We start from the raw sequence: 19,108 nt of genomic DNA, 5'->3' as shown, positions 1-19,108 counted from the left end.
TCAGAATATTCTAAACAAACCCCGTGCCAGAATAACCTTTCATCATATAACTACTTCATCCCGGACAACTTATGCCTGTTGCTGATCCCACTCCTCTTCTTTGTCAAAAAGATCAATTTAATTTACCAGCGACTATTCACTATCTGAACTGTGCTACCCGAGCACCCTTCAGCAAAGCGGTCGAACAAGCTGGGCATTCAGCCCTTAGCCAGCAGGCAAACCCTTTCGGATTACGGCCAGACGATTTTTTTAGTGGCGCCATTCGGGTGCGGGAGTTGTTCTCTAGGCTTATCCATAATACTGATCCAGATCGGATTGCGGTCGTACCTTCTGTGTCCTATGGCATGGCCGTAGTAGCTCGCAATCTGGCTTTTAAACCAGGGGTTCAGGCCGGGCAGAAAATTGTACTTATTGGAGATGAGTTTCCGAGTGATGTATACGCCTGGAACCGCGTCAGTACCGAATTGGGCCTGACAATCACGACAGTCGGCATGCCTACCGAATTTCCCAAGGGAGCCATCTGGAATGAACGACTACTGGACGCTATCGATAGCGATACCGCTTTAGTGGTTGTACCACCGGTTCATTGGATGTATGGTATTCGTTTCGACCTGGAAGCGATCAGTAAGCGAGCCCGCGACGTAGGAGCCTGGTTGGTAATTGATGGCACTCAGGCGATTGGTGCGCTCCCTTTTGATCTGGCTACCGTTCAACCCGATGCGCTGGTTTGTGCTGGTTATAAATGGCTGATGGGGCCTTACTCGCTCGGATTGGCCTATTTTGGGCCAGCTTTCGATGATGGCGTGCCGCTTGAAGAAGGCTGGATGAATCGACTCGACAGTAATCAATTCCATCGACTGATGGACTACCAGCCCCTCTATCGTTCGAAAGCTTATCGTTATAACGTAGGCGAGCATACGCATTTTCTCCAGATGCCAATGCTCGAAACGGCTCTCTCACAGCTGATCGATTGGCAACCTACCCGTATTCAGGCATATACCAAAGATCTTATGGTAAACGCCTGGTCGAAGCTGGAAGAACTGGGTTGCCAACTTGAACCCGAGAATAGCAACTCGGGGCGCAGCTATCACTTAGTTGGGTTGTGGTTACCCAATCATGCCGATCCAATGGCGGTTCAACAAGCCTTGCTGAACGAAAATGTATCGGTATCTGCCCGAGCACGCGTTTTACGCATCGCACCACACCTGTACAACACGCCAGAGGATGTTGATGCGCTGGTAAGGGTATTAACTAGAGCGCTTTAAATGCATGGAGCAGGGGGCACGGCGCAGGGAGAAGGGGTAAGATGAATTCCCTGCGCCGTGCCCCCTGCTCCATGCCCCTAAACCTCATACAACTCCAGCGGTAAAGCGTCGGGGTCGGCGAAGAAGGTAAAGCGTCGACCGGTGTGTTCGTCAACGCGAACGGGTTCAGTAACTATGCCCTGTTCCATTAAGTGCGCAATGGCGCTATCAAGATTAGTCACCGCAAAGGCCAAATGGCGCAATCCCGCCGACTCGGGTCGGGAGGGGCGCTTCGGAGGATTGGGAAATGAGAAGAGTTCTATTAGATACTGTCCGTTCAGCGCCAGATCTAATTTATACGATTGCCGCTCAGCCCGGTAATACTCACCCAGCACAGAAAACCCTAACACTTCGGTGTAAAATCGTTTCGAAAGCTCGTAATCCGAGCAAATAATGGCAATGTGATGTACAGCAGCAAGTTGGAGCATAGTCGTTAGGGAGCAAGTAACGTATCCGTCGCGGCCGTATCAACGGCTGTGCCATCTTTAGCAGGTAACGCCCGTTCGAGTTCCCGATGTTTATTCCAGGGAGCAGTCGTCCGCCGAGCCATGTCAATAGCAAATAGGGCTACGATGGTTGTAAAGACGATAAACACGATAATGAAAATGCGACGATTCCGATTCATTAGTTTAATGAAGGTGTAGGACAAATTCTTTTTTCGACAGGATTAATAGGATATTCAGAATTTATTGGCCAGGATATTCGCAAAAAAAATCCTGAACATCCTGTTAATCCTGTCGAAAAAAACGTTTTATCCATTATTCATTTATTATTCATTTATAAGTTGTTTCGGTCCAATCTGAAAAACTAAACTACCCGTCCGGCCAGAAACCTCTGCCCAGTCCGAAGTCTCGAACGTAACCACAGCCACAGCCCCTTTGCTCATCGATCCGATGTTCTCATGGGTCAGAAATTCAGCCAGATACGACACATCCGGATTGTGACCGAAAATCATAGCTGTCTTCGTTGAAGGTGGCAACGCATTGATCGCGGCCAGATAGGCCTTTGGTCCACCATCGAACAGCTTTTCATCTAATTGGATCTGACCCAGATCAAACCCCAACTGCTCAGCAAATACCTTTGCGGTATCTTTAGCCCGAGGAGCTGTACTGCTTATCATCTGATCGGGCTGGACACCTTTCCGATGTAGATAACGGCCCATACGGGCAGCGGCAATAATTCCGTCGGGTGTTAGCTGACGATCATGGTCAGCCATAAAAATTGCTCTGTCTTCTGCTTTAGCATGACGGACAATATAGAGCGTAATTGACATACTCGTTTGAATTATGTTGAGAAGTGGTGTCGTGTCTTGCTGCAAAAATAAGGCCGCAATTGGCACGTAACTAATCATTGGAGTTTTTGAGGAATAAAATTGTCTGTGGGCGTTTCAACTGACAATCCGTACTTTTGCGGCTACAACCACTATCTGGTCGCCGTTCTAGTATGAGTTATTTACCAATTCAGCAACTATTAAAGACCGCCCAAGTCGGCACAACCGTGACCGTAAAGGGCTGGGTTCGCACCAAGCGCGAAAGTAAAAACGCCGTATTTATAGCCCTCAATGACGGCTCTACCATTAATAATATTCAGGCTGTAGCCGAAGCCGGTCAACTTCCCGAAGAAACCCTGAAACTGATTACCACCGGAGCCTGCCTGGCGATTACGGGTCAGTTGGTCGAGTCACAGGGGGCTGGACAAGCGATTGAACTAAAAATTGCTGATGTACTCATCTACGGTCCTGCCGATCCTGAAAAATACCCGTTGCAGCCTAAGCGTCACTCGCTGGAGTTTCTGCGTGAGATAGCCCACCTCCGCCCGCGCACCAATACATTCAGTGCCATTCTTCGGATTCGGCACGCGCTGGCGTTTGCGGTGCACAAATATTTTAACGACAACGGGTTCTTTTACCTCAACACGCCCATCATTACAGCTTCCGACGCCGAGGGTGCTGGTGAAATGTTCCGCGTAACAACGCTTGATGCCACCAAGCCACCTCTCACCGAAGACGGCAAAGTTGATTATAGTCAGGATTTCTTCGGTCGCGAAACCAACCTGACGGTATCGGGTCAGTTGGAAGGCGAATTAGGGGCAATGGCGCTAGGTAAGATTTATACCTTCGGACCTACGTTCCGGGCCGAAAACTCGAACACGACGCGTCACCTGGCCGAATTCTGGATGATTGAGCCAGAAATGGCTTTTTACGAGCTGGAGGACAACATGAATCTGGCCGAAGATTTCGTCAAAACCGTGATTCGGTATGCGCTTCAACACTGTGCAGATGATCTGGCTTTCCTTGATAATCGCCTGAAAGAAGAAGAGAAAACCAAAAAGAAAGAAGAACAAAGTGAACTTGGGTTGCTCGAAAAACTTCAGTTCGTCATTAGCAATGAATTCGTGCGACTGACGTACACGGAAGCTATCGACATCCTGGTCAATTCGAAGCCTGCCAAGAAAGGCCAATTCCAGTACGAAGTAAGCTGGGGCGTCGATTTACAATCGGAGCACGAGCGCTATCTGGTTGAAAAACACTTTAAAAAGCCCGTCATTCTGACCAACTATCCTCGCGAGATAAAAGCGTTCTACATGAAGCAGGACGAAGATGGTAAGACGGTGCGAGCGATGGACGTATTGTTCCCAGGCATCGGTGAAATCATCGGTGGTTCGCAGCGTGAAGACAATCTGGAGAAACTCGTCACCCGGATGCACGAAGTAGGCATCGAACCCGAAGCTATCTGGTGGTATCTGGATACCCGCCGATTCGGTTCAGCTCCCCACGCAGGTTTCGGCCTTGGATTCGAGCGGCTGGTTTTATTCGTAACAGGTATGGGCAACATCCGCGACGTTATCCCTTTCCCAAGAGCGCCCAAAACGGCTGAGTTTTAAAACCAGTTTACAGTTTGTAGTTTGTGGTTTGTAGTTGCCTGACGCACTTCAAACTACAAACTACAAACTACAAACCTATCTATGCTTGCACTCCCTATTTTCCTGGCAATGGCTTCCGGCTTTGTGGTCGTTGGCGTGTATACCGAACGTAAAGTCTCGGCGTTCATGCAGGATCGGCTTGGCCCGATGGAGACCGGAAAATGGGGATTATTGCAACTCTTCGCTGATTTACTGAAGCTGCTTCAGAAAGAAGACATTGTTCCTACCGCTGCCGATCGGAAACTATTTCTACTAGCACCAACCCTCATTTTTGCGTCAGTATTTGCCGGTTTTGCCGTCATGCCGCTTACCCCCGATTTACAAGGTTCGGGTGCAGCGGTCGGTGTTTTTTATCTCATGGCCATTGTCTCTTTCGATGTAGTGGGTATCCTTATGGCCGGTTGGGGTTCCAATAACAAATACTCTTTGTTTGGTGCGATGCGATCGGTGGCTCAGATCATTTCCTACGAAATTCCGCTTGGACTTACGATTTTGTGTGTTGTCATGATTTGTCAGACACTCAATTTACAGACGTTGAGTTTCCAGCAGGGTATCTATACACAAGAGACAAATTATCTGTTTGGTCTAAAAGCACTAGGTATTGATGTGACGAGCTGGGGAGGTATTTTTTCCTGGAATATTATTCGAAACCCATTCCTGTTTATCGCTTACATCATCTTCTTCATTTGCACACTCGCCGAAAGCAACCGCGCTCCGTTCGATTTGCCCGAGGGTGAATCAGAAATCGTTGGAGGCTTTCATACCGAGTATTCAGGCATGCGGTTCGCGCTGCTCTATTTGTCAGAATATGCCATGATGCTCTTGGTATCGTTTTTGGGCGCTATATTATTCCTGGGCAGTTGGAATACACCCCTACCCAACATCGGCCCCGTCCGGCTCGCCGACTGGACAAGTGGTGCTCCGGGGACTTTCTGGGGACAGCTCACGGGCGGATTTTGGCTCCTATCGAAAGTGTTTCTGGCTGTTTTACTACAGATGTGGGTTCGCTGGACCTTTCCCCGTATCCGGGTCGATCAGATGATGCATCTATGCTGGAAAGTCCTGACGCCTATCGGATTGATTCTCTTATTGATTTCAGGAGTCTGGCGGTTGTTGATGATTTAGATTAACTCAAATCATCTTCAGAACGCTTCTGAAATATTCACGTAAAAACCGTGAGTATGATTGCCGACGGCCGCATCAAAACGAACATTCAGATGCTCTTTCCGGCTGATCAGATAACGCAAACCGGCCCCGCCTGTTGGTTTCAGATCGCCTACTTCAAATTCACTGGGTTTATGAGCTACATCTCCTACGCCCGCAAAGACAACCCCGCCAATTCGGCCAAAAAGGTGTTGTCGCAACTCGGCCTGCATAATTACCGCATTATTATCCCGATACCGACCGTTGTAATAGCCTCGAAGTAACGATGATCCGCCTAATGTAGCGGCCTGTTTAAAGGGCACTTCACCAAGGTTCAGGTTTAAATAGAATTGCCCCGCCAGCACCGTATTGGGCGTCAGTGACCGGTAGTGGCGAATGTCGAACAGGAAATTAGTAAAGCCGAATTCACTACCCAGTAGCTTACCATATTCCATAAACGACACATCGGCGTACCAACCCCGAACGGGCGAATAGATGTTATCACGCGTATCAACTAAACTGGCTACCCCGAGTCCATTCACAACACTACCCAGGCCACCTATCAACGTCTGGGCAGGCAGTTGCCGATCCGACGAGCGATTTATATCAAATGTTTTAAAATACTGTTGCTGAACACCGACAAACCAACCTGGCTTCAGCTGTCGTAAAAAACGGTTGTAGGCCCGCAAGCTTTTGTATGAAATAAGCTCTTCCTCGTCATCGGTCGTTCCTGGGCCGATGCCATAATATAACTCGGGAAATTTCGTAAAGAGGAGCATTCCCCGAATTAGGTATTTTTCACCCTTCGTAAAAATGGTATAGGTTGGCTCAATAACGGTTTGGGCATTTTGCGTATGAATGATCGCAAAATCTACATTGGATGTGCGGGCAGTGCTATCTGTTTTAAACAGGCAAACCCCCAATAAACCGTACGCGATCTTGGTTTCTGGCGTATAGAAAATTACTGGTAGCGGAATAAGCTGAAACCGATGGTGCGCTTCTTTCGCCGTGTCAGCAAGCGGCATAACCAGATCTGGCGGGTGCGACATTGAACGCCCAAGCCCCAGAATTGGCAGAAAAAGTAATCCAACCCAACCCAAATAGTAGCGCATCAGAAAGGCTTGTACAGCGTGTTAGCGATCTTTTTTAAACCTACGTTTTGGGAATCAACGTTAAACAGGACACGGAGTCGACAACTTCCTTCGGTTTATTATAAACGATAATAGTACGAAAATATCATTTAATGCAGATTAACCTAAAACCAACTATTTTCTGATTAGTTAGGTTGGATTAGGAATAGATCAGCATAATATCTGTCTGGTTCGTAAATTTGCGCCCTTTTATTGTAGTACATGTCAATTCTTACACCTGATCCAACTGGCGATTTAATTTGGCAGGCCGCCTGGAAATCACCCATTTTCCGCCGAAAGTTCATTATCGGAATCATTGGCATCATTGCCTTACTGTCTTCGTTTAATTATTTCTTCCTCACTATCGAACAACATACCGGTCCGGTTTTGAATGACTGGGTAGTTGCTCAATTGCCTCCTCACGATGTCTCGTTAATCATTTTTGGGGTCATCTGGGCAGCAGGTTTGTTGATCCTGATTCGTGCCCGACACAGCCCGGCGGTGTTTATGATGTTTATCTACAGCTACATCATCATTACCCTGACCCGCATGCTCAGTATCAACCTGTTTCCTCTCAATCCACCCATTGGTCTGATACCCATGATCGACCCGATCACAAATGCCTTTTATGGCAAGGTTTACATTACTAAAGATTTGTTTTACTCAGGCCACACCTCAACCATTTTTCTAATATTCCTCTGTCTGCGGGGTTGGTGGGATCGACTTTGGGTTCTGCTAGGATCGCTGTTGGTTGGGAGTTTATTGCTTGTTCAGCATGTGCATTACACGATTGATGTATTGGGTGCATTCGCATTCACGTATCCACAATATCGGCTCGGAAAGTGGCTCGCTCTGAGCGGGTGGAATGAAAAAAACTAAAGTTTAATTGTTTCAAGTTCAAGGTTTCATGTTCCAGGTCCGTGTCCGCTTCTACAGAACTTGGAAGATGAAACCTTGAACTTGAAACAGTAAACAATTAAAACGCTTCCCCTAATTGAAAATAGAGTCCGTTCGATAAACTCTGTCCTAATCCCCAGCCATAGTCGACACGAAGGTTCAGGCGTTCTTTGCGGTTCAGCGCCAGCCGTACCCCTCCCCCGGCCGAATATTTAACCTCCTGAAAATTAAGATCATTGAAGTGATCGCCCACATTTCCGACACCAAAGAAACCAACCGCGCCCAATCGCCAGAATAGCGGGACACGGTACTCAATCTGGGCCACAACCTGATCTTTACTTCGAAACCGACCGTCATAGAAACCTCGCATACTATTTGACCCACCAAAGCTGGCCAGACTCCGCAACGGTACATCGCCCGAATTAAAAAAGCCGTAAGCCTGTATGGCCAGGACCTGCTGCCGATAGATTCGGAGGAACCTCCGGAAATCAATAACATAATTTGTGTAGCGAAAATCGGAACCAAATAAGGGCGCAAAGTGGTTGAAATATACCTGCAAAAACCCACCCTGATCGGGAGCAAAGGCATTGTTACGCGAATCGTAGGTCAGACTTAAGCCCGCACCTGAAATATGGTAGGGATCACGGCCCGCTACCGCTAACTGGTCGAAAAGTTTGCCGGGTTGGTAGTCGATACTCAGCAAACGCTGATATTCGTAAACTAAGCCCGCAAAAACCCGCTCTTTGAGTTTACGCTGGAAATGCAGATAAACGTAGTATTGCTTGAAGGTATAAGACTCCTCATGTTCATCGGGGGCATCTTTGCCTAACCCCCAAAATTTATCGGGGAAATAGCTGTAGGAAAGCTGGTAATTGAGTATAATTCGCTCACCCGGAAAGTACGTGGTTCCATTAATGGCCGCAATAAATTGTTTTCGCAGTGAGTAGAGAGCCAGCGCCTGCGTGTTTGATGTACGAGTCGTCAGTGTATCTGTGTGACCGAACCGAAAGGTAAATGAACCCGCGGCCCCGATCGACCAGTCAGTTTCGATGGAGCGAGCGACTAAGGGTAAAATTAGCGTATTTCGTGTTCGCAATAATTGATTAGGTATAGGTTCGCGAGGAACTGGGATACTATCCGACTGAGCCAATAGAGTACCCTGAATACCCATTAATGAGCTGATTAACAGCAAAAACAACCTTTTATCAAGAAAACCAGACACAATAACTTGAATAACCGTTAATTAAAGTCGTATTAATTAAATTGCGGCAAAGTAATCCTAAAATTGTAAATTTCGTAGATTTGGGCTTTTAATAAACCGATTAAGACTGCACCTATCAACCAAAGCGCGGTCACCGGTTGGCATCAACTACGGAACTTCCGATTTGTAAACCACCGATATGAGCAAATTAAACTTGCCGCCCTTTAAACTGGGCGAAACAATTACTCCGGAACAACGCCAATTTTTCAATAAAAATGGTGTCATCGTATTCCGTAACTTTATTGAACCCGAAACAGTTAAACTTTTTATTAGCGAAGTTGAGCGAATTGAAAAAGAGTGGCTGGCCGAAGGACGCGACAAAGTAAATGGTGTACCCTTAAAATTCGGTCAGGATGAAGAAGGTAATCCCATGATTCAACGGATGTGTTTCCTGTCGCAGTACAGCACAGCACTCCACGAATTTTTGCAGGACCCACGCCTTCAGGCTGTTGTCGATCTGCTTCAACCATACGAAGGTCGTATTGCTGAAATCGAAAAAGACGGGCTTATTCTGAACCACTACGTTCGCACACCGAATAGTAAATTTTCGCAGATGGGTTGGCACACCGATAGCCCTCGCGACATTTTCTTAGGTCAGCGCATCATGCCAATGCTCAACGTTGGTATTCACCTGAACGCAACACCTTACGAAAACGGAGGCTTGCGTGTTATTCCGGGGACCCACAAGCAGGGCATCTTTAAAATGTTGTTCCGCAAAAAGTACTTCGTCGACAACGACCCCGACAAGCACGAAATTGGATTCGATATGAACGCTGGCGATCTATCGGTACACGATGGACGCCTTTGGCACCGAGCCCAGCAATCGCCCTACGTTGGTGAAGCAAGCCGTCGTCGTGTTATGTACGTGCCAGTCGTTACGGGCAAGTACATGCCTAAAAACGAGAACAGCAAAACGCCGTTCTATCACCGTTTTATTTCGAAAGTCAACATCTAATCTAGAAGTTATAAAGTTATAGGGTTATAAAGTTGTAAGGTTCATTAGGAGACTTTACAACTTTATAACCCTATAACTTTAATAACCAGACAACTTATTTATGGCTTACGCCCTCATTACCGGAGCCAGCCGAGGCATTGGCCTGGCCATTGCCAATGAACTAGCCCGAAAAAAGTACGATTTGTTATTAGTTGCCCGGTCGGCTTCATCACTCCAACCAGTCGCTCAGCAATTAGCGAGTGAGCATGGCATTAAAACCGACTTTCTGGCTATCGACTTAGCTGAAGCCGGAGCGGCTCAGCAGGTATATGACTGGTGCAGCCAAAAGAAATATACCCTTCAAGTATTGGTCAACAATGCCGGTTACGGGTTAAGCGGTCCTTTCGAGAAACACGCCCTGGCTGAGCATACCGATATGATGCGAGTCGACATGACGGCTCTGGTCGAATTGACGTATTTATTTCTGCCCCAACTTCGCCAACAATCAAAAGCTTATATTCTGAACATAGGCAGCTCTGCTGCCTATCAGGCTGTGCCTGGGTTAAGTTTATATTCGGCAGCAAAAGCCTTTGTTCTTCAGTTCAGTCGGGGGTTGCACCAGGAGTTAAAACGCACGTCCGTATCTGTAACCTGCGTTTGCCCCGGCGCTACCGACACCAATTTTGTTGACCGAGCACAGATAGGCGACAAAGGGCGAAAGGCCGCTGAGAAAGTCAATATGACTCCCCAGGATGTAGCAAAACAAGCCGTCGATGCCATGTTTGCCGGTAAAGCTGAAGTCGTAACGGGCCTGCTGAATAAAGCGGGCAAGCTAATGGCTTGGTTGCTCCCCAAAGGATTAGTCGAAAAAACGGCTGGTAGTATTTACGAATAATCGTATTTGTTTTAAACTACGCGAAAGGCTGTTATCTGTGTACAGATAACAGCCTTTCGCGTATAAATTGTACTTCGCCAGTAAATGGCACTTTATTTGTAGCACCACCGTTATAGCCATATAACTTTACAAAGACGTTGGATGTTGGGCCAAATTACATATCCTATTCCGCAGCCTACCGACGTCCAACTAGCACATGCAATTTTCCGAATTATCATTAATTGATCCTATCCTCAAAGCACTTGCCGAAGAAGGATACACTACACCTACTCCCATTCAGGAACAAGCCATACCAATTTTGTTGAATCGCCGGGATTTACTGGGTTGCGCTCAAACGGGCACAGGTAAAACGGCCGCTTTCGCGATACCAATCCTGCAACTTCTGAACGAAGATCGACGTAAAAACCCTAACGGTCCACGGCGTATTAAAACGCTGATAATGACTCCAACCCGTGAATTAGCGATCCAGATTTCGGAAAGCTTTGCGGCTTATGGGCGTCACCTGAACTTACGCCATACGGTTATTTTTGGGGGTGTTTCGCAACATGCTCAAGTTAACGCACTCAAAGCCGGTGTCGATACGTTGATTGCTACACCCGGTCGTTTACTCGACCTGATGAATCAAGGATTTATATCGCTTCGGGATATCCAGTTTTTTGTCCTTGATGAAGCCGACCGGATGCTCGATATGGGTTTTATCCATGACGTTAAGAAAGTCATCGCGAAACTACCCGAGCGTCGACAGTCGTTGTTTTTCTCCGCAACCATGCCGCCGGATGTCGCAAAGTTGGCCGATTCTATTTTACGTAATCCAGCCAAAGTTGAAGTAACACCAGTTTCGTCGACTGCCGACACCATTGACCAGGCAATCTATTTTGTAGGACGTGAGGATAAGCGCAAGCTACTTGTGCATATCCTGAACGATCAGAAAATCAAATCAGCTCTGGTTTTTGCCCGTACCAAACACGGAGCAGATAAGGTCGTTAAGGACCTGTTGAAAGCGGGTATTGGGGCTGAAGCCATCCACGGCAATAAATCACAAAACGCTCGGCAACGTGCTCTTTCTAACTTCAAGAGTCGGGAAACACGGGTGCTGGTGGCCACAGATATTGCCGCACGAGGAATCGACGTTGATGAATTGTCGCACGTAATCAATTACGAGTTGCCCAATATTCCCGAAACCTATGTGCACCGCATTGGTCGGACAGGGCGAGCTGGGCACGATGGTATTGCGTTGTCGTTTTGCGACGCAGAAGAAACGGAGTTCCTGCGCGACATTCATAAATTGATTGGCAAGCGCGTTCCGGTGATTGAAGATCATCCTTATGTACTCGATATATCTACCGCTACGGTTACACCTGCACCAGCCCAGCGGCATGGACAGAATCGGAACGGCAATCGTCAGAGAGGAAACGGTGGGCGATCAACTGAGAGTCCCAACCAAAGGCCTTTCCGACGTGAAGGTGGTAACAACGGCAATCGTCAGGCAGACTCATCCACAGGAAATCGGCCTCGTAATCAGCAAAGCCGCCCAGCCAATCCAAATCGAAATAGCTCTCCCCAGCGCGAAGGTGGCCCTACCAACGCAAGGCAACCAGCTACTAATGCTGAGCGGCCAAGTCGGGGAACGGGCAACAGTCGATTCAGCAATTTCAATCCAGATAAAAATTATTAATCTGAAAACGAGACCAATAAAAAATCCCCAGAAATCAATCTGGGGATTTTTTATTGGTCTTATGTAGGGTAACTATTGAACTTTCTGAATTCTATCCAAACTGAGTTTTTGTCATTCCGACGTCAGGAGGAATCTCAAACTAGACTAACAAGGGACTTTGAGATTCTTCCTGACGTCGGAATGACAAAAAATGGCCAAGTATTTCTTTTTAAAAAAAGTTTAAACAACTTCATTATTTAGCAGCCGTTAAGACTTTTTGCATCTGCTCGGCCACAAACTGATTACCCGCATCATTCAGGTGAACACGATCGGTCGTTAAGATACCTCGATCTTTATTCTCCGTATTATTTTTCAGGTCATACTCCAGGAATGCCTTGCGTAAATCGACCAATGCTAAATCATGACGTTTGGCAATGTCACGAATAAACTGGCTGTATAGATTCAGATCGCCATCCTGCTGGTTGGTCATATCTGTCTTTTCACCAATAGCAGCCGGAGTGCATAAGATCACCCGGATATTAGCTGCTTTTAGTTTTTTAATAACGGCATCGTAGAATTTTATAAACTTATCAGGGTCTGTACCAGTGCCCATCGATGCTTTGTGCCAAACGTCATTGACGCCTACCCAAATTACAACAACATCGGGTTGTTTCGCCAGCACATCATCGTCCATGCGTAGAAACAAATCATAGATTTTATTACCACCAATTCCGGCGCCAATTAGTTCATATTGATCGGCAGGCATTGATTTTTTCAAACGGTCGATATAACCGCCAGGGTTAACTCCAGCCTGGGTGATAGAATCCCCAAAAAAGACAACACGAGTTGGTTTAGCCGCGCTCATAGCAAGCAGCCCAACTGTCAGTAGGAAAAGCAGAGATCGATAGATTGTAGTCATAATCCCTAAAAGCAGCTAGTGTATAGCCATTACTCATTTGGGTCATCAAAGACAATTCAAGTAAACACTAGTTACTATTTTGATGCCTTATAGTCTTAGTGCAAAATCCACTTCAAACCATAATCACAACCAATCGTTTGTGCTTAGCTTAAGGCTATCGACCAGGCAATCTAACCCCTAAAAAAATGAGAGGACTTAACAAAGTAAGTTTAATTGGCAATTTGGGCAAAGACCCGGAAATTCAGCAACTAGAAGGTAATATCAGCGTTGCAAAATTCTCAATGGCTACGACTGAGACATTTAAGGATGACAAAGGTCAATCACAGTCAGCTACCGAATGGCATAACGTTGTTTTATGGCGAGGATTAGCTGATGTAGCCCGTAAATATCTGCAAAAAGGAAGCCCTGTCTTTGTAGAAGGTAAACTAAAAACACGGCAATATGACGATAAGGAAGGCAAGACGCGCTACATCACCGAAATCATTGCCGACCAACTTATCCTACTGGACAAACGAAACGAAGCCAATCACGACGAGTAAATCCATTAAGTATCACAAAGGCATAGCCTGCTAAAATAGGCAGCAAAGTGCTCATAACCAGAGAAAATGGACTAAGAATACGAAGCCCGGAATTTGTATTCTTAGATCATTTTTTTGATTATTGAAGAGCGAAATAACAGTCGATACACCAACGCAATGGCTAAGAATAAAACAAATGAAACAGAGGATAGTGCGCTCGATTATCTAGCTGGTATCCAGCTTAAATGTCAAGCTTTCTGCATACGTCTAGCAATGCGGTTTCGTCCCCTACATTACCCGGAAAAACAACGTAACTGATTTCTGGAAATTTACTCTTCGTATCCAGCTTCCAGACAGGAACACCCGGAATTACGGGCCCTAAAACCAAAGCCGTTTCGGCAGAAAGCCCTTTTGATGCCAAATCACTGGACGTAATTCCGCCTTTAGCAACAATAAATTTGGGCCGTATTGTCAGAAACTGCAGAATGTTGACTAAAAAAGCAGAGACCGTCGAGTTAATCGCCAAACTACTCGCTGAATCTGCGCCAACTTCCTGATGTCGGCTGGTATAAATGACCACGTCATTACCCGAGGCAAGCCATTTATCGGTTTGCTGACTAATAGCAGTGGCTTTCGCCAATGGGTCTGTTGACGTCAATACCTCGCTAACTTTTACTTCGATTGCCTTACTTGTTCCATTGGCCAGAAGCCAGGAAAGTTGATTAGTTGTTTTAGGAACATGCGAGCCTACTATCACGAGTGATCCATTTCCAGAGACTGTCTTCTGTTTTAGCGGAGTGACTATTTTGCCAGAGGCCATGCCCGCGCGGATAGGAACCAGGGTCGCCGAACTCCTATATAGAAATTTTTTCCCAGACTTTTCGGCACGAAGTAATCCCATCACAAGCACCTCTAAATCGCGATAACTAACTGCGTTAACAATACAAATTGATCCATTCGGGCAGACTTGTAGCTTCTCAATCACCCTTTGTGGTCCACCCAGTCGGAGGTCGTCAATGGTAATTGAGTTAATGTTTTGTGCGTTGACGCTTCCTTTGGTCTTTTCTTCTACCCAATGTTTCAGATTAGCGTTTTGGTAGCCAAACACTACATCGTTAGCAAAAGGTGTATCTGCTACCGGCACTAATATTTGATTGTCAATAAGATAATGCACATCATCAATCGTAATTCGACCACCTTCAATAAACGCAGGCACTAAAACGATCACGGCATCAGTCATGTTAAGCGTCTCAGCTAGCGCATCTACTTCGGCAGGAAAATGCCCTCTCAATGTAGAATCACTTCGGCTAATCACAACAATCTCTCTCCCACTCGCTTTCACAGCTTCGTTCAGATTTGTACCGATTTCGTGCGCAAGTCCAATTGCATCCGATTCGGGTAGACTACGGGAGTTGGTAAGAATAAATAAAATGGACGGTTTCTTTTTCAACTCATCCGTAATCAACGACACTCGCCATGATGTCAGCACCGTTACATCAGAGGAAGTTTGCGTTCCCGTCGGGTCATCGTCAAGCACCACAATGGTTTTCCCACTCTGGACAAACTCATCTCGAATGGTGCTAAGCATCTCCTCTGGATAGTCGGGCGGAAGTTGCGCCACCTTCTGATCTATAGTTAAATACATCTATTCCAACGAACTTTTAGGGCAAAACAAGTAAATAAAGCGGAGTTGGTTCTATTGCTTATAATGCGACCAGTACAGTACCATGCACTTGCGTTCACTGTGTTTTACAACCTTGGTCAGCAGATCGTATAACACAGTCAAGAGTAGCGAAACTGTCAGCCCTACTTACTTCGAATTTTATGTCCATGCAATTAATTATTACTGGTGGTGCTGGCTTCCTTGGCCAACGGCTGGCCAAAGCATTACTTAACAGTTCATTAGCTTTTGATGAGTTAGTGTTAGTCGATCTAATTCTACCCCAAAATCCTGGGAATGACGATCGTATAAGCTGCTTACAAATGGATCTTTCAGAAGAAGGTGCCGCGCAAAAATTAGTCACAGCAGACACTGAGATTGTATTTCACCTAGCAGCCGTGGTGAGTAGCCATGCGGAAAAAGATTTTGATCTTGGCTGGAAGGTGAATCTGGATTGTACCCAGAAACTGCTGGAAGCCTGTCGACATCAACGCCCCGGCATTCGGTTTGTCTTTGCCAGTTCACTAGCCGTTTATGGTGGCCCTCTGCCCGAAATCGTCAATGACATGACGGTTGTTACGCCCCGATCTTCGTACGGAAGTCAGAAAGCGATGGGCGAGCTATTGGTCAATGAGTACACACGCAAAAACTTCATAGATGGGCGTGTTTTACGCTTACCTACCATTTGTGTCAGACCCGGCAAACCCAATCTGGCCGCTTCTTCCTTTGTTAGCAGTATTATTCGGGAGCCGATTAATGGCGAAGAAGCCATTTGTCCGGTTTCACCAGAGCTTGCTTTATGGCTGTCGAGTCCGGATACAATTATTCAGAATATCGTTAAGGGAGCCTTATTGGACAGTGCTATCTTCGGCGGCTGGGCAACCGTAAACTTACCCGGAATTAGTGTAACCGTAGAGCAGATGCTTGATTCGCTCGAACGAATCACCAATAAAGAAACGCGCGATCGCGTACAGTTCAGACCCGATCCAGCCATCAATGCGATTGTAAGCAGTTGGCCAGGCTTATTGGACAATACCAGAGCCCTGCATTGCGGCTTCAGCGTCGACAACGATTTCGACCAGTTTATTACGCAGTTCATTGCTCAGAACAAGCCGTAGCTTCAAGCTCACAGGTAGCGTGTTACTCATAAGCCCAAAGCCGCGTCATGGGTTAGACCCACAACACGGCTTTTTTAGTAATAGCTTTATTAGGCAGTTCTATTTTCCCCCGAATATACAAACTTAAACCACTATATTAAGTAATAATACTCCTATTAATCCAACTATTGATACAATGGTTTCCATTAACGACCAAGTTCGGATGGTTTGTCCAATGGTTAGGTTAAAATATTCTTTAAAGAGCCAGAAGCCACCGTCGTTGATGTGCGAAAACATCAGGCTCCCTGAACCAATGGCCAATACCATCAATTCTGGTTTTATGGCCTGTGACTGCAATAAGGGCAATACGATACCTACCGTTGTCAATCCGGCAACGGTAGCCGAGCCAACACACACGCGAATGAAAGCCGCAATGCCCCAGCCAAGTAATAAAGGAGGAATAGCTGCATCGGCGAGTAAACTACCGATATATTTACTGGTACCGCTATCGCCGAAAACCTGTTTAAGTGCCCCTGCCCCTGCAATAACAAGTAAAATTGGTGCTACGGCTTTGACGGCTTCTTCCATGTCTTTCGTAATCGCTTTCATGGATTGACCCTGCCGAATGCCCAATGCGTACATCGCCACCAGTACCGATAATAACATGCCGATATAGGGTTCGGCCAATAAGGTGACGATAGTTTTCAGAAGAGAATCGCCCGCCATCGAGTTTTTCAACGGGCCGAATGTCGTTAATAACAATACAGGTAGCAATGCTACCAGAAAGCTAATACCCGCACTTGGCAAGTTTTTTACCGCGACATCACGATTTTTGAATAGTTCCTGATTAGGCGTCGCGTTAATGTTTGTCAGCGTTTTGCCAAATATCGGGCCAGCAATAATGATAGCTGGAATGGCCACGATAATGCCGTAGAGTAGGGTTTGCCCGATGTTTGCATTAAGCTGCCCCGCCACAGCCGATGGCGATGGGTGCGGAGGCAAATAACCGTGTGCCACCGACAAAGCCGACAACATGGGCACAGCCACCGACATCAGGGGTAATCGGGAGGAAGCCGCAATCGTGAAAATTAGGGGAACAACAATAATGAAGCCCGCATTGTAAAAAAGCGGAATACCAATCACAAAGCCTGCCAGAGCCAACCCCCAGCGAATGTTTTTGATACCAAACCAACCAATCAGGACGTCGGTAATTCGTCGGGCAGCCCCGCTTTCGGCAACCAATCGGCCCAGCATAGCCCCGAAACCGATAATTAATACCAGTTCGCCAAGGGTACCGCCAATCCCCGTTTGGATGGACTTACCGACAGCCACAACGTCCATACCAGACGCCAAACCGATGCCTAAGGAAACAATGACAAACGAAATGAAGGTATCTAATCGAACAAAGGCAACTAAAAAAACAAGCGTCAGAATCCCAATCAGGGTTAGAATAAGGGGCATGATATGCAGGTGGGTTTAGAACGACAAAGCGTAAGTTGCTAATTTTTCTACTTCATTCACTAATGAATTGGTCAGATCGAACGGAACAACGTGTAATCGGGTGGTAGCATCGTAGCCGAACACGGGCAAGGGTTGCCGGAAGGTTTCGTTGGCTGGATAAATCAGGAACAGGTCATCGGCAGCGTATTTTTTACCATACGCATACAGTTGGTACATATCTGTCTGCTCAATACCATAGTTTCCTGAATTTGCATGCACGCTCGACTCCCTGCCTTTTATCTGCTTCCATTTCGTATCGAACACCATCGTTTTGCCAGCGTGTCGAATTAATATATCGGGCCGAAGTTTAAATTTAGGCGCACCAACGTGCTCATCAACCAAGTGGGCTGATGACTCCTGAACACGCACCTCATCGGTATCGGGCCAATACGATCGGATACCGTAAGCCACGTAATCTTCAAAAACCCGTTCCATTGGAAACAAGAGAGAGAGGCTAGGCATCTGGCCCGTTTTAATTCCAAAACCCTGACCTTGAAGCAAAGCTTCGGCCCAGCGCAAGGCCGCTTCGTAGCGTAAAAACAAGCGACTGGAACGACGAATCAGTCGTAAATCATCTGGCAATGATTCCGTAACAGGCACTTCGTCCATCGCCCAAAGCACCTGCCGAATCCGACGGAGAGCAGGCGGATGAGTAGTCACTCCATTTAGATAGGTTAGCGCTGTTTTCAGAATACGATTCGCAGCTACATCGGCCGTTAGGCAATCATAGGCAACAGCCAGCCGCTCAGCGTGCCAGGCATTTTCCCGTTGTTGCCGGGCTACCTGAAGTTTCCCTTTCCAGAAGCGCTCATTGCTATCGACCGATACATACGCATGTTGGATTCCCTGTTGAACCAGCGGCTCTACCGTATCAAGAAAGGCAGCAATGAACACATCCCAAAGAGGCAACTGAATGGCGCGTGTATGCGCAGCCGATAATGTTCTGAACGGGCTATATCGCAGATGGCGTAACATCTTTAGCAGTATAGGGCGAGATTTTTCAACCTGCCCCACCTTCGGCAGTACCTCAAGCTGTTGATGATTGGGCAACGGAAGCAACCCGACGTAATTCCGAACCTGAATAAGTTCCCTGCCTTTTTGAATCGAAAATGCCAGCAATCCTTCGGCTTGCTCATCATCAAACACAAACCGACGCAGCGACTGGAAAACACTATCCGGCACCAAAATTCCGTTCAATGGCGGCTCTGTCCACTGCTCAGCGGAACCAATGAGGCTGTTTTCAAGAACCGAAATCGTTTGGATCATGCAGGCCT

General features: G+C 46.8%; 18 protein-coding genes. 9 read left to right on the top strand and 9 right to left on the bottom strand.

Going from position 1 to position 19,108, the window contains the following annotated elements; genetic code table 11:
* Window positions 1-71 precede the first annotated feature (71 nt).
* Window positions 72-1,265 carry an aminotransferase class V-fold PLP-dependent enzyme gene (locus ACYVGR_RS08480; RefSeq protein WP_460955481.1) on the top strand — a complete coding sequence of 398 codons (1,194 nt, stop codon included), beginning with the start codon at window positions 72-74 and terminating at the stop codon, window positions 1,263-1,265.
* A gap of 77 nt (window positions 1,266-1,342) precedes the next feature.
* Here the strand turns inward: ACYVGR_RS08480 and gloA2 are convergent, their stop codons facing one another.
* From gloA2 to ACYVGR_RS08465, 3 genes are all read right to left on the bottom strand, one after another.
* Entirely contained in the window at window positions 1,343-1,732 is a 390-nt protein-coding gene (gloA2, locus tag ACYVGR_RS08475; protein ID WP_460955479.1) for an SMU1112c/YaeR family gloxylase I-like metalloprotein, read from the bottom strand.
* Between the two features lie 5 nt (window positions 1,733-1,737).
* Window positions 1,738-1,929, bottom strand: coding sequence for a hypothetical protein (locus ACYVGR_RS08470; protein WP_182463278.1), 192 nt, complete (start codon window positions 1,927-1,929; stop codon window positions 1,738-1,740).
* A gap of 144 nt (window positions 1,930-2,073) precedes the next feature.
* On the bottom strand, window positions 2,074-2,577 hold the full coding sequence (locus ACYVGR_RS08465) for a SixA phosphatase family protein (protein WP_460956084.1): 504 nt from the start codon (window positions 2,575-2,577) through the stop codon (window positions 2,074-2,076).
* 170 nt (window positions 2,578-2,747) lie between these two features.
* On the opposite strand from ACYVGR_RS08465, the gene asnS reads away from it, so the two are divergent.
* A complete protein-coding gene (asnS, locus tag ACYVGR_RS08460) occupies window positions 2,748-4,187 on the top strand; it encodes an asparagine--tRNA ligase (protein WP_460955477.1) in 1,440 nt (479 codons plus the stop codon).
* 81 nt (window positions 4,188-4,268) lie between these two features.
* Window positions 4,269-5,351 carry a complex I subunit 1/NuoH family protein gene (locus ACYVGR_RS08455; protein ID WP_460955474.1) on the top strand — a complete coding sequence of 361 codons (1,083 nt, stop codon included), beginning with the start codon at window positions 4,269-4,271 and terminating at the stop codon, window positions 5,349-5,351.
* Window positions 5,352-5,368: 17 nt separating this feature from the next.
* Here the strand turns inward: ACYVGR_RS08455 and ACYVGR_RS08450 are convergent, their stop codons facing one another.
* Window positions 5,369-6,481, bottom strand: a complete 1,113-nt coding sequence (locus ACYVGR_RS08450; protein ID WP_460955472.1) for a BamA/TamA family outer membrane protein — start codon at window positions 6,479-6,481, stop codon at window positions 5,369-5,371.
* A gap of 240 nt (window positions 6,482-6,721) precedes the next feature.
* On the opposite strand from ACYVGR_RS08450, the gene ACYVGR_RS08445 reads away from it, so the two are divergent.
* The gene (locus ACYVGR_RS08445; RefSeq protein WP_460955470.1) at window positions 6,722-7,378 is read left to right on the top strand and encodes a phosphatase PAP2-related protein; all 657 of its coding nucleotides are present in this window, start codon (window positions 6,722-6,724) and stop codon (window positions 7,376-7,378) included.
* 97 nt (window positions 7,379-7,475) lie between these two features.
* Here ACYVGR_RS08445 and ACYVGR_RS08440 read toward each other — a convergent pair whose 3' ends face one another.
* Window positions 7,476-8,618: a BamA/TamA family outer membrane protein gene (locus tag ACYVGR_RS08440; protein WP_460955468.1), complete on the bottom strand. Its 1,143-nt coding sequence runs from the start codon at window positions 8,616-8,618 to the stop codon at window positions 7,476-7,478.
* Window positions 8,619-8,796: 178 nt separating this feature from the next.
* On the opposite strand from ACYVGR_RS08440, the gene ACYVGR_RS08435 reads away from it, so the two are divergent.
* From ACYVGR_RS08435 to ACYVGR_RS08425, 3 genes are all read left to right on the top strand, one after another.
* On the top strand, window positions 8,797-9,612 hold the full coding sequence (locus ACYVGR_RS08435; protein WP_460955466.1) for a phytanoyl-CoA dioxygenase family protein: 816 nt from the start codon (window positions 8,797-8,799) through the stop codon (window positions 9,610-9,612).
* Between the two features lie 100 nt (window positions 9,613-9,712).
* Window positions 9,713-10,486 (top strand): SDR family NAD(P)-dependent oxidoreductase, encoded by a 774-nt coding sequence (locus ACYVGR_RS08430; RefSeq protein ID WP_460955464.1) that lies wholly within the window; start codon window positions 9,713-9,715, stop codon window positions 10,484-10,486.
* Between the two features lie 196 nt (window positions 10,487-10,682).
* Window positions 10,683-12,161 carry a DEAD/DEAH box helicase gene (locus tag ACYVGR_RS08425; protein ID WP_460955462.1) on the top strand — a complete coding sequence of 493 codons (1,479 nt, stop codon included), beginning with the start codon at window positions 10,683-10,685 and terminating at the stop codon, window positions 12,159-12,161.
* A 232-nt stretch (window positions 12,162-12,393) separates the two neighbouring features.
* Here ACYVGR_RS08425 and ACYVGR_RS08420 read toward each other — a convergent pair whose 3' ends face one another.
* Window positions 12,394-13,059, bottom strand: coding sequence for an SGNH/GDSL hydrolase family protein (locus ACYVGR_RS08420; protein ID WP_460955460.1), 666 nt, complete (start codon window positions 13,057-13,059; stop codon window positions 12,394-12,396).
* 185 nt (window positions 13,060-13,244) lie between these two features.
* Between ACYVGR_RS08420 and ACYVGR_RS08415 the strand changes: the two genes are divergently transcribed.
* Window positions 13,245-13,598 (top strand): single-stranded DNA-binding protein, encoded by a 354-nt coding sequence (locus tag ACYVGR_RS08415; protein ID WP_460955458.1) that lies wholly within the window; start codon window positions 13,245-13,247, stop codon window positions 13,596-13,598.
* Window positions 13,599-13,818: 220 nt separating this feature from the next.
* Here ACYVGR_RS08415 and ACYVGR_RS08410 read toward each other — a convergent pair whose 3' ends face one another.
* Entirely contained in the window at window positions 13,819-15,222 is a 1,404-nt protein-coding gene (locus tag ACYVGR_RS08410) for a four-carbon acid sugar kinase family protein (protein ID WP_460955456.1), read from the bottom strand.
* A gap of 185 nt (window positions 15,223-15,407) precedes the next feature.
* Between ACYVGR_RS08410 and denD the strand changes: the two genes are divergently transcribed.
* A complete protein-coding gene (denD, locus tag ACYVGR_RS08405; RefSeq protein WP_460955454.1) occupies window positions 15,408-16,355 on the top strand; it encodes a D-erythronate dehydrogenase in 948 nt (315 codons plus the stop codon).
* A 123-nt stretch (window positions 16,356-16,478) separates the two neighbouring features.
* Here the strand turns inward: denD and ACYVGR_RS08400 are convergent, their stop codons facing one another.
* Together ACYVGR_RS08400 and ACYVGR_RS08395 are read right to left on the bottom strand one after the other, a co-directional pair.
* A complete protein-coding gene (locus ACYVGR_RS08400; protein ID WP_460955452.1) occupies window positions 16,479-17,795 on the bottom strand; it encodes a gluconate:H+ symporter in 1,317 nt (438 codons plus the stop codon).
* Between the two features lie 15 nt (window positions 17,796-17,810).
* A complete protein-coding gene (locus tag ACYVGR_RS08395; RefSeq protein WP_460955450.1) occupies window positions 17,811-19,100 on the bottom strand; it encodes an McrC family protein in 1,290 nt (429 codons plus the stop codon).
* Between the last annotated feature and the right edge of the window lie 8 nt (window positions 19,101-19,108).

Source organism: Spirosoma litoris (assembly GCF_054776755.1).
The sequence above is the reverse complement of the archived record's forward strand: the minus strand, read 5'-3'. Positions and strand labels throughout refer to the sequence as shown.

Bases quoted from the DNA above. Each gene is read 5' to 3' on its own strand.
- gloA2 (WP_460955479.1), bottom strand. From the start codon at position 1,732: ATGCTCCAACTTGCTGCTGTACATCACATTGCCATTATTTGCTCGGAT.
- ACYVGR_RS08410 (WP_460955456.1), bottom strand. From the start codon at position 15,222: ATGTATTTAACTATAGATCAGAAGGTGGCGCAACTTCCGCCCGACTAT.
- ACYVGR_RS08445 (WP_460955470.1), top strand. From the start codon at position 6,722: ATGTCAATTCTTACACCTGATCCAACTGGCGATTTAATTTGGCAGGCC.
- ACYVGR_RS08455 (WP_460955474.1), top strand. From the start codon at position 4,269: ATGCTTGCACTCCCTATTTTCCTGGCAATGGCTTCCGGCTTTGTGGTC.
- ACYVGR_RS08430 (WP_460955464.1), top strand. From the start codon at position 9,713: ATGGCTTACGCCCTCATTACCGGAGCCAGCCGAGGCATTGGCCTGGCC.
- ACYVGR_RS08420 (WP_460955460.1), bottom strand. From the start codon at position 13,059: ATGACTACAATCTATCGATCTCTGCTTTTCCTACTGACAGTTGGGCTG.
- denD (WP_460955454.1), top strand. From the start codon at position 15,408: ATGCAATTAATTATTACTGGTGGTGCTGGCTTCCTTGGCCAACGGCTG.
- ACYVGR_RS08480 (WP_460955481.1), top strand. From the start codon at position 72: ATGCCTGTTGCTGATCCCACTCCTCTTCTTTGTCAAAAAGATCAATTT.
- ACYVGR_RS08400 (WP_460955452.1), bottom strand. From the start codon at position 17,795: ATGCCCCTTATTCTAACCCTGATTGGGATTCTGACGCTTGTTTTTTTA.
- ACYVGR_RS08395 (WP_460955450.1), bottom strand. From the start codon at position 19,100: ATGATCCAAACGATTTCGGTTCTTGAAAACAGCCTCATTGGTTCCGCT.
- ACYVGR_RS08435 (WP_460955466.1), top strand. From the start codon at position 8,797: ATGAGCAAATTAAACTTGCCGCCCTTTAAACTGGGCGAAACAATTACT.
- asnS (WP_460955477.1), top strand. From the start codon at position 2,748: ATGAGTTATTTACCAATTCAGCAACTATTAAAGACCGCCCAAGTCGGC.
- ACYVGR_RS08465 (WP_460956084.1), bottom strand. From the start codon at position 2,577: ATGTCAATTACGCTCTATATTGTCCGTCATGCTAAAGCAGAAGACAGA.
- ACYVGR_RS08450 (WP_460955472.1), bottom strand. From the start codon at position 6,481: ATGCGCTACTATTTGGGTTGGGTTGGATTACTTTTTCTGCCAATTCTG.
- ACYVGR_RS08425 (WP_460955462.1), top strand. From the start codon at position 10,683: ATGCAATTTTCCGAATTATCATTAATTGATCCTATCCTCAAAGCACTT.
- ACYVGR_RS08470 (WP_182463278.1), bottom strand. From the start codon at position 1,929: ATGAATCGGAATCGTCGCATTTTCATTATCGTGTTTATCGTCTTTACA.
- ACYVGR_RS08415 (WP_460955458.1), top strand. From the start codon at position 13,245: ATGAGAGGACTTAACAAAGTAAGTTTAATTGGCAATTTGGGCAAAGAC.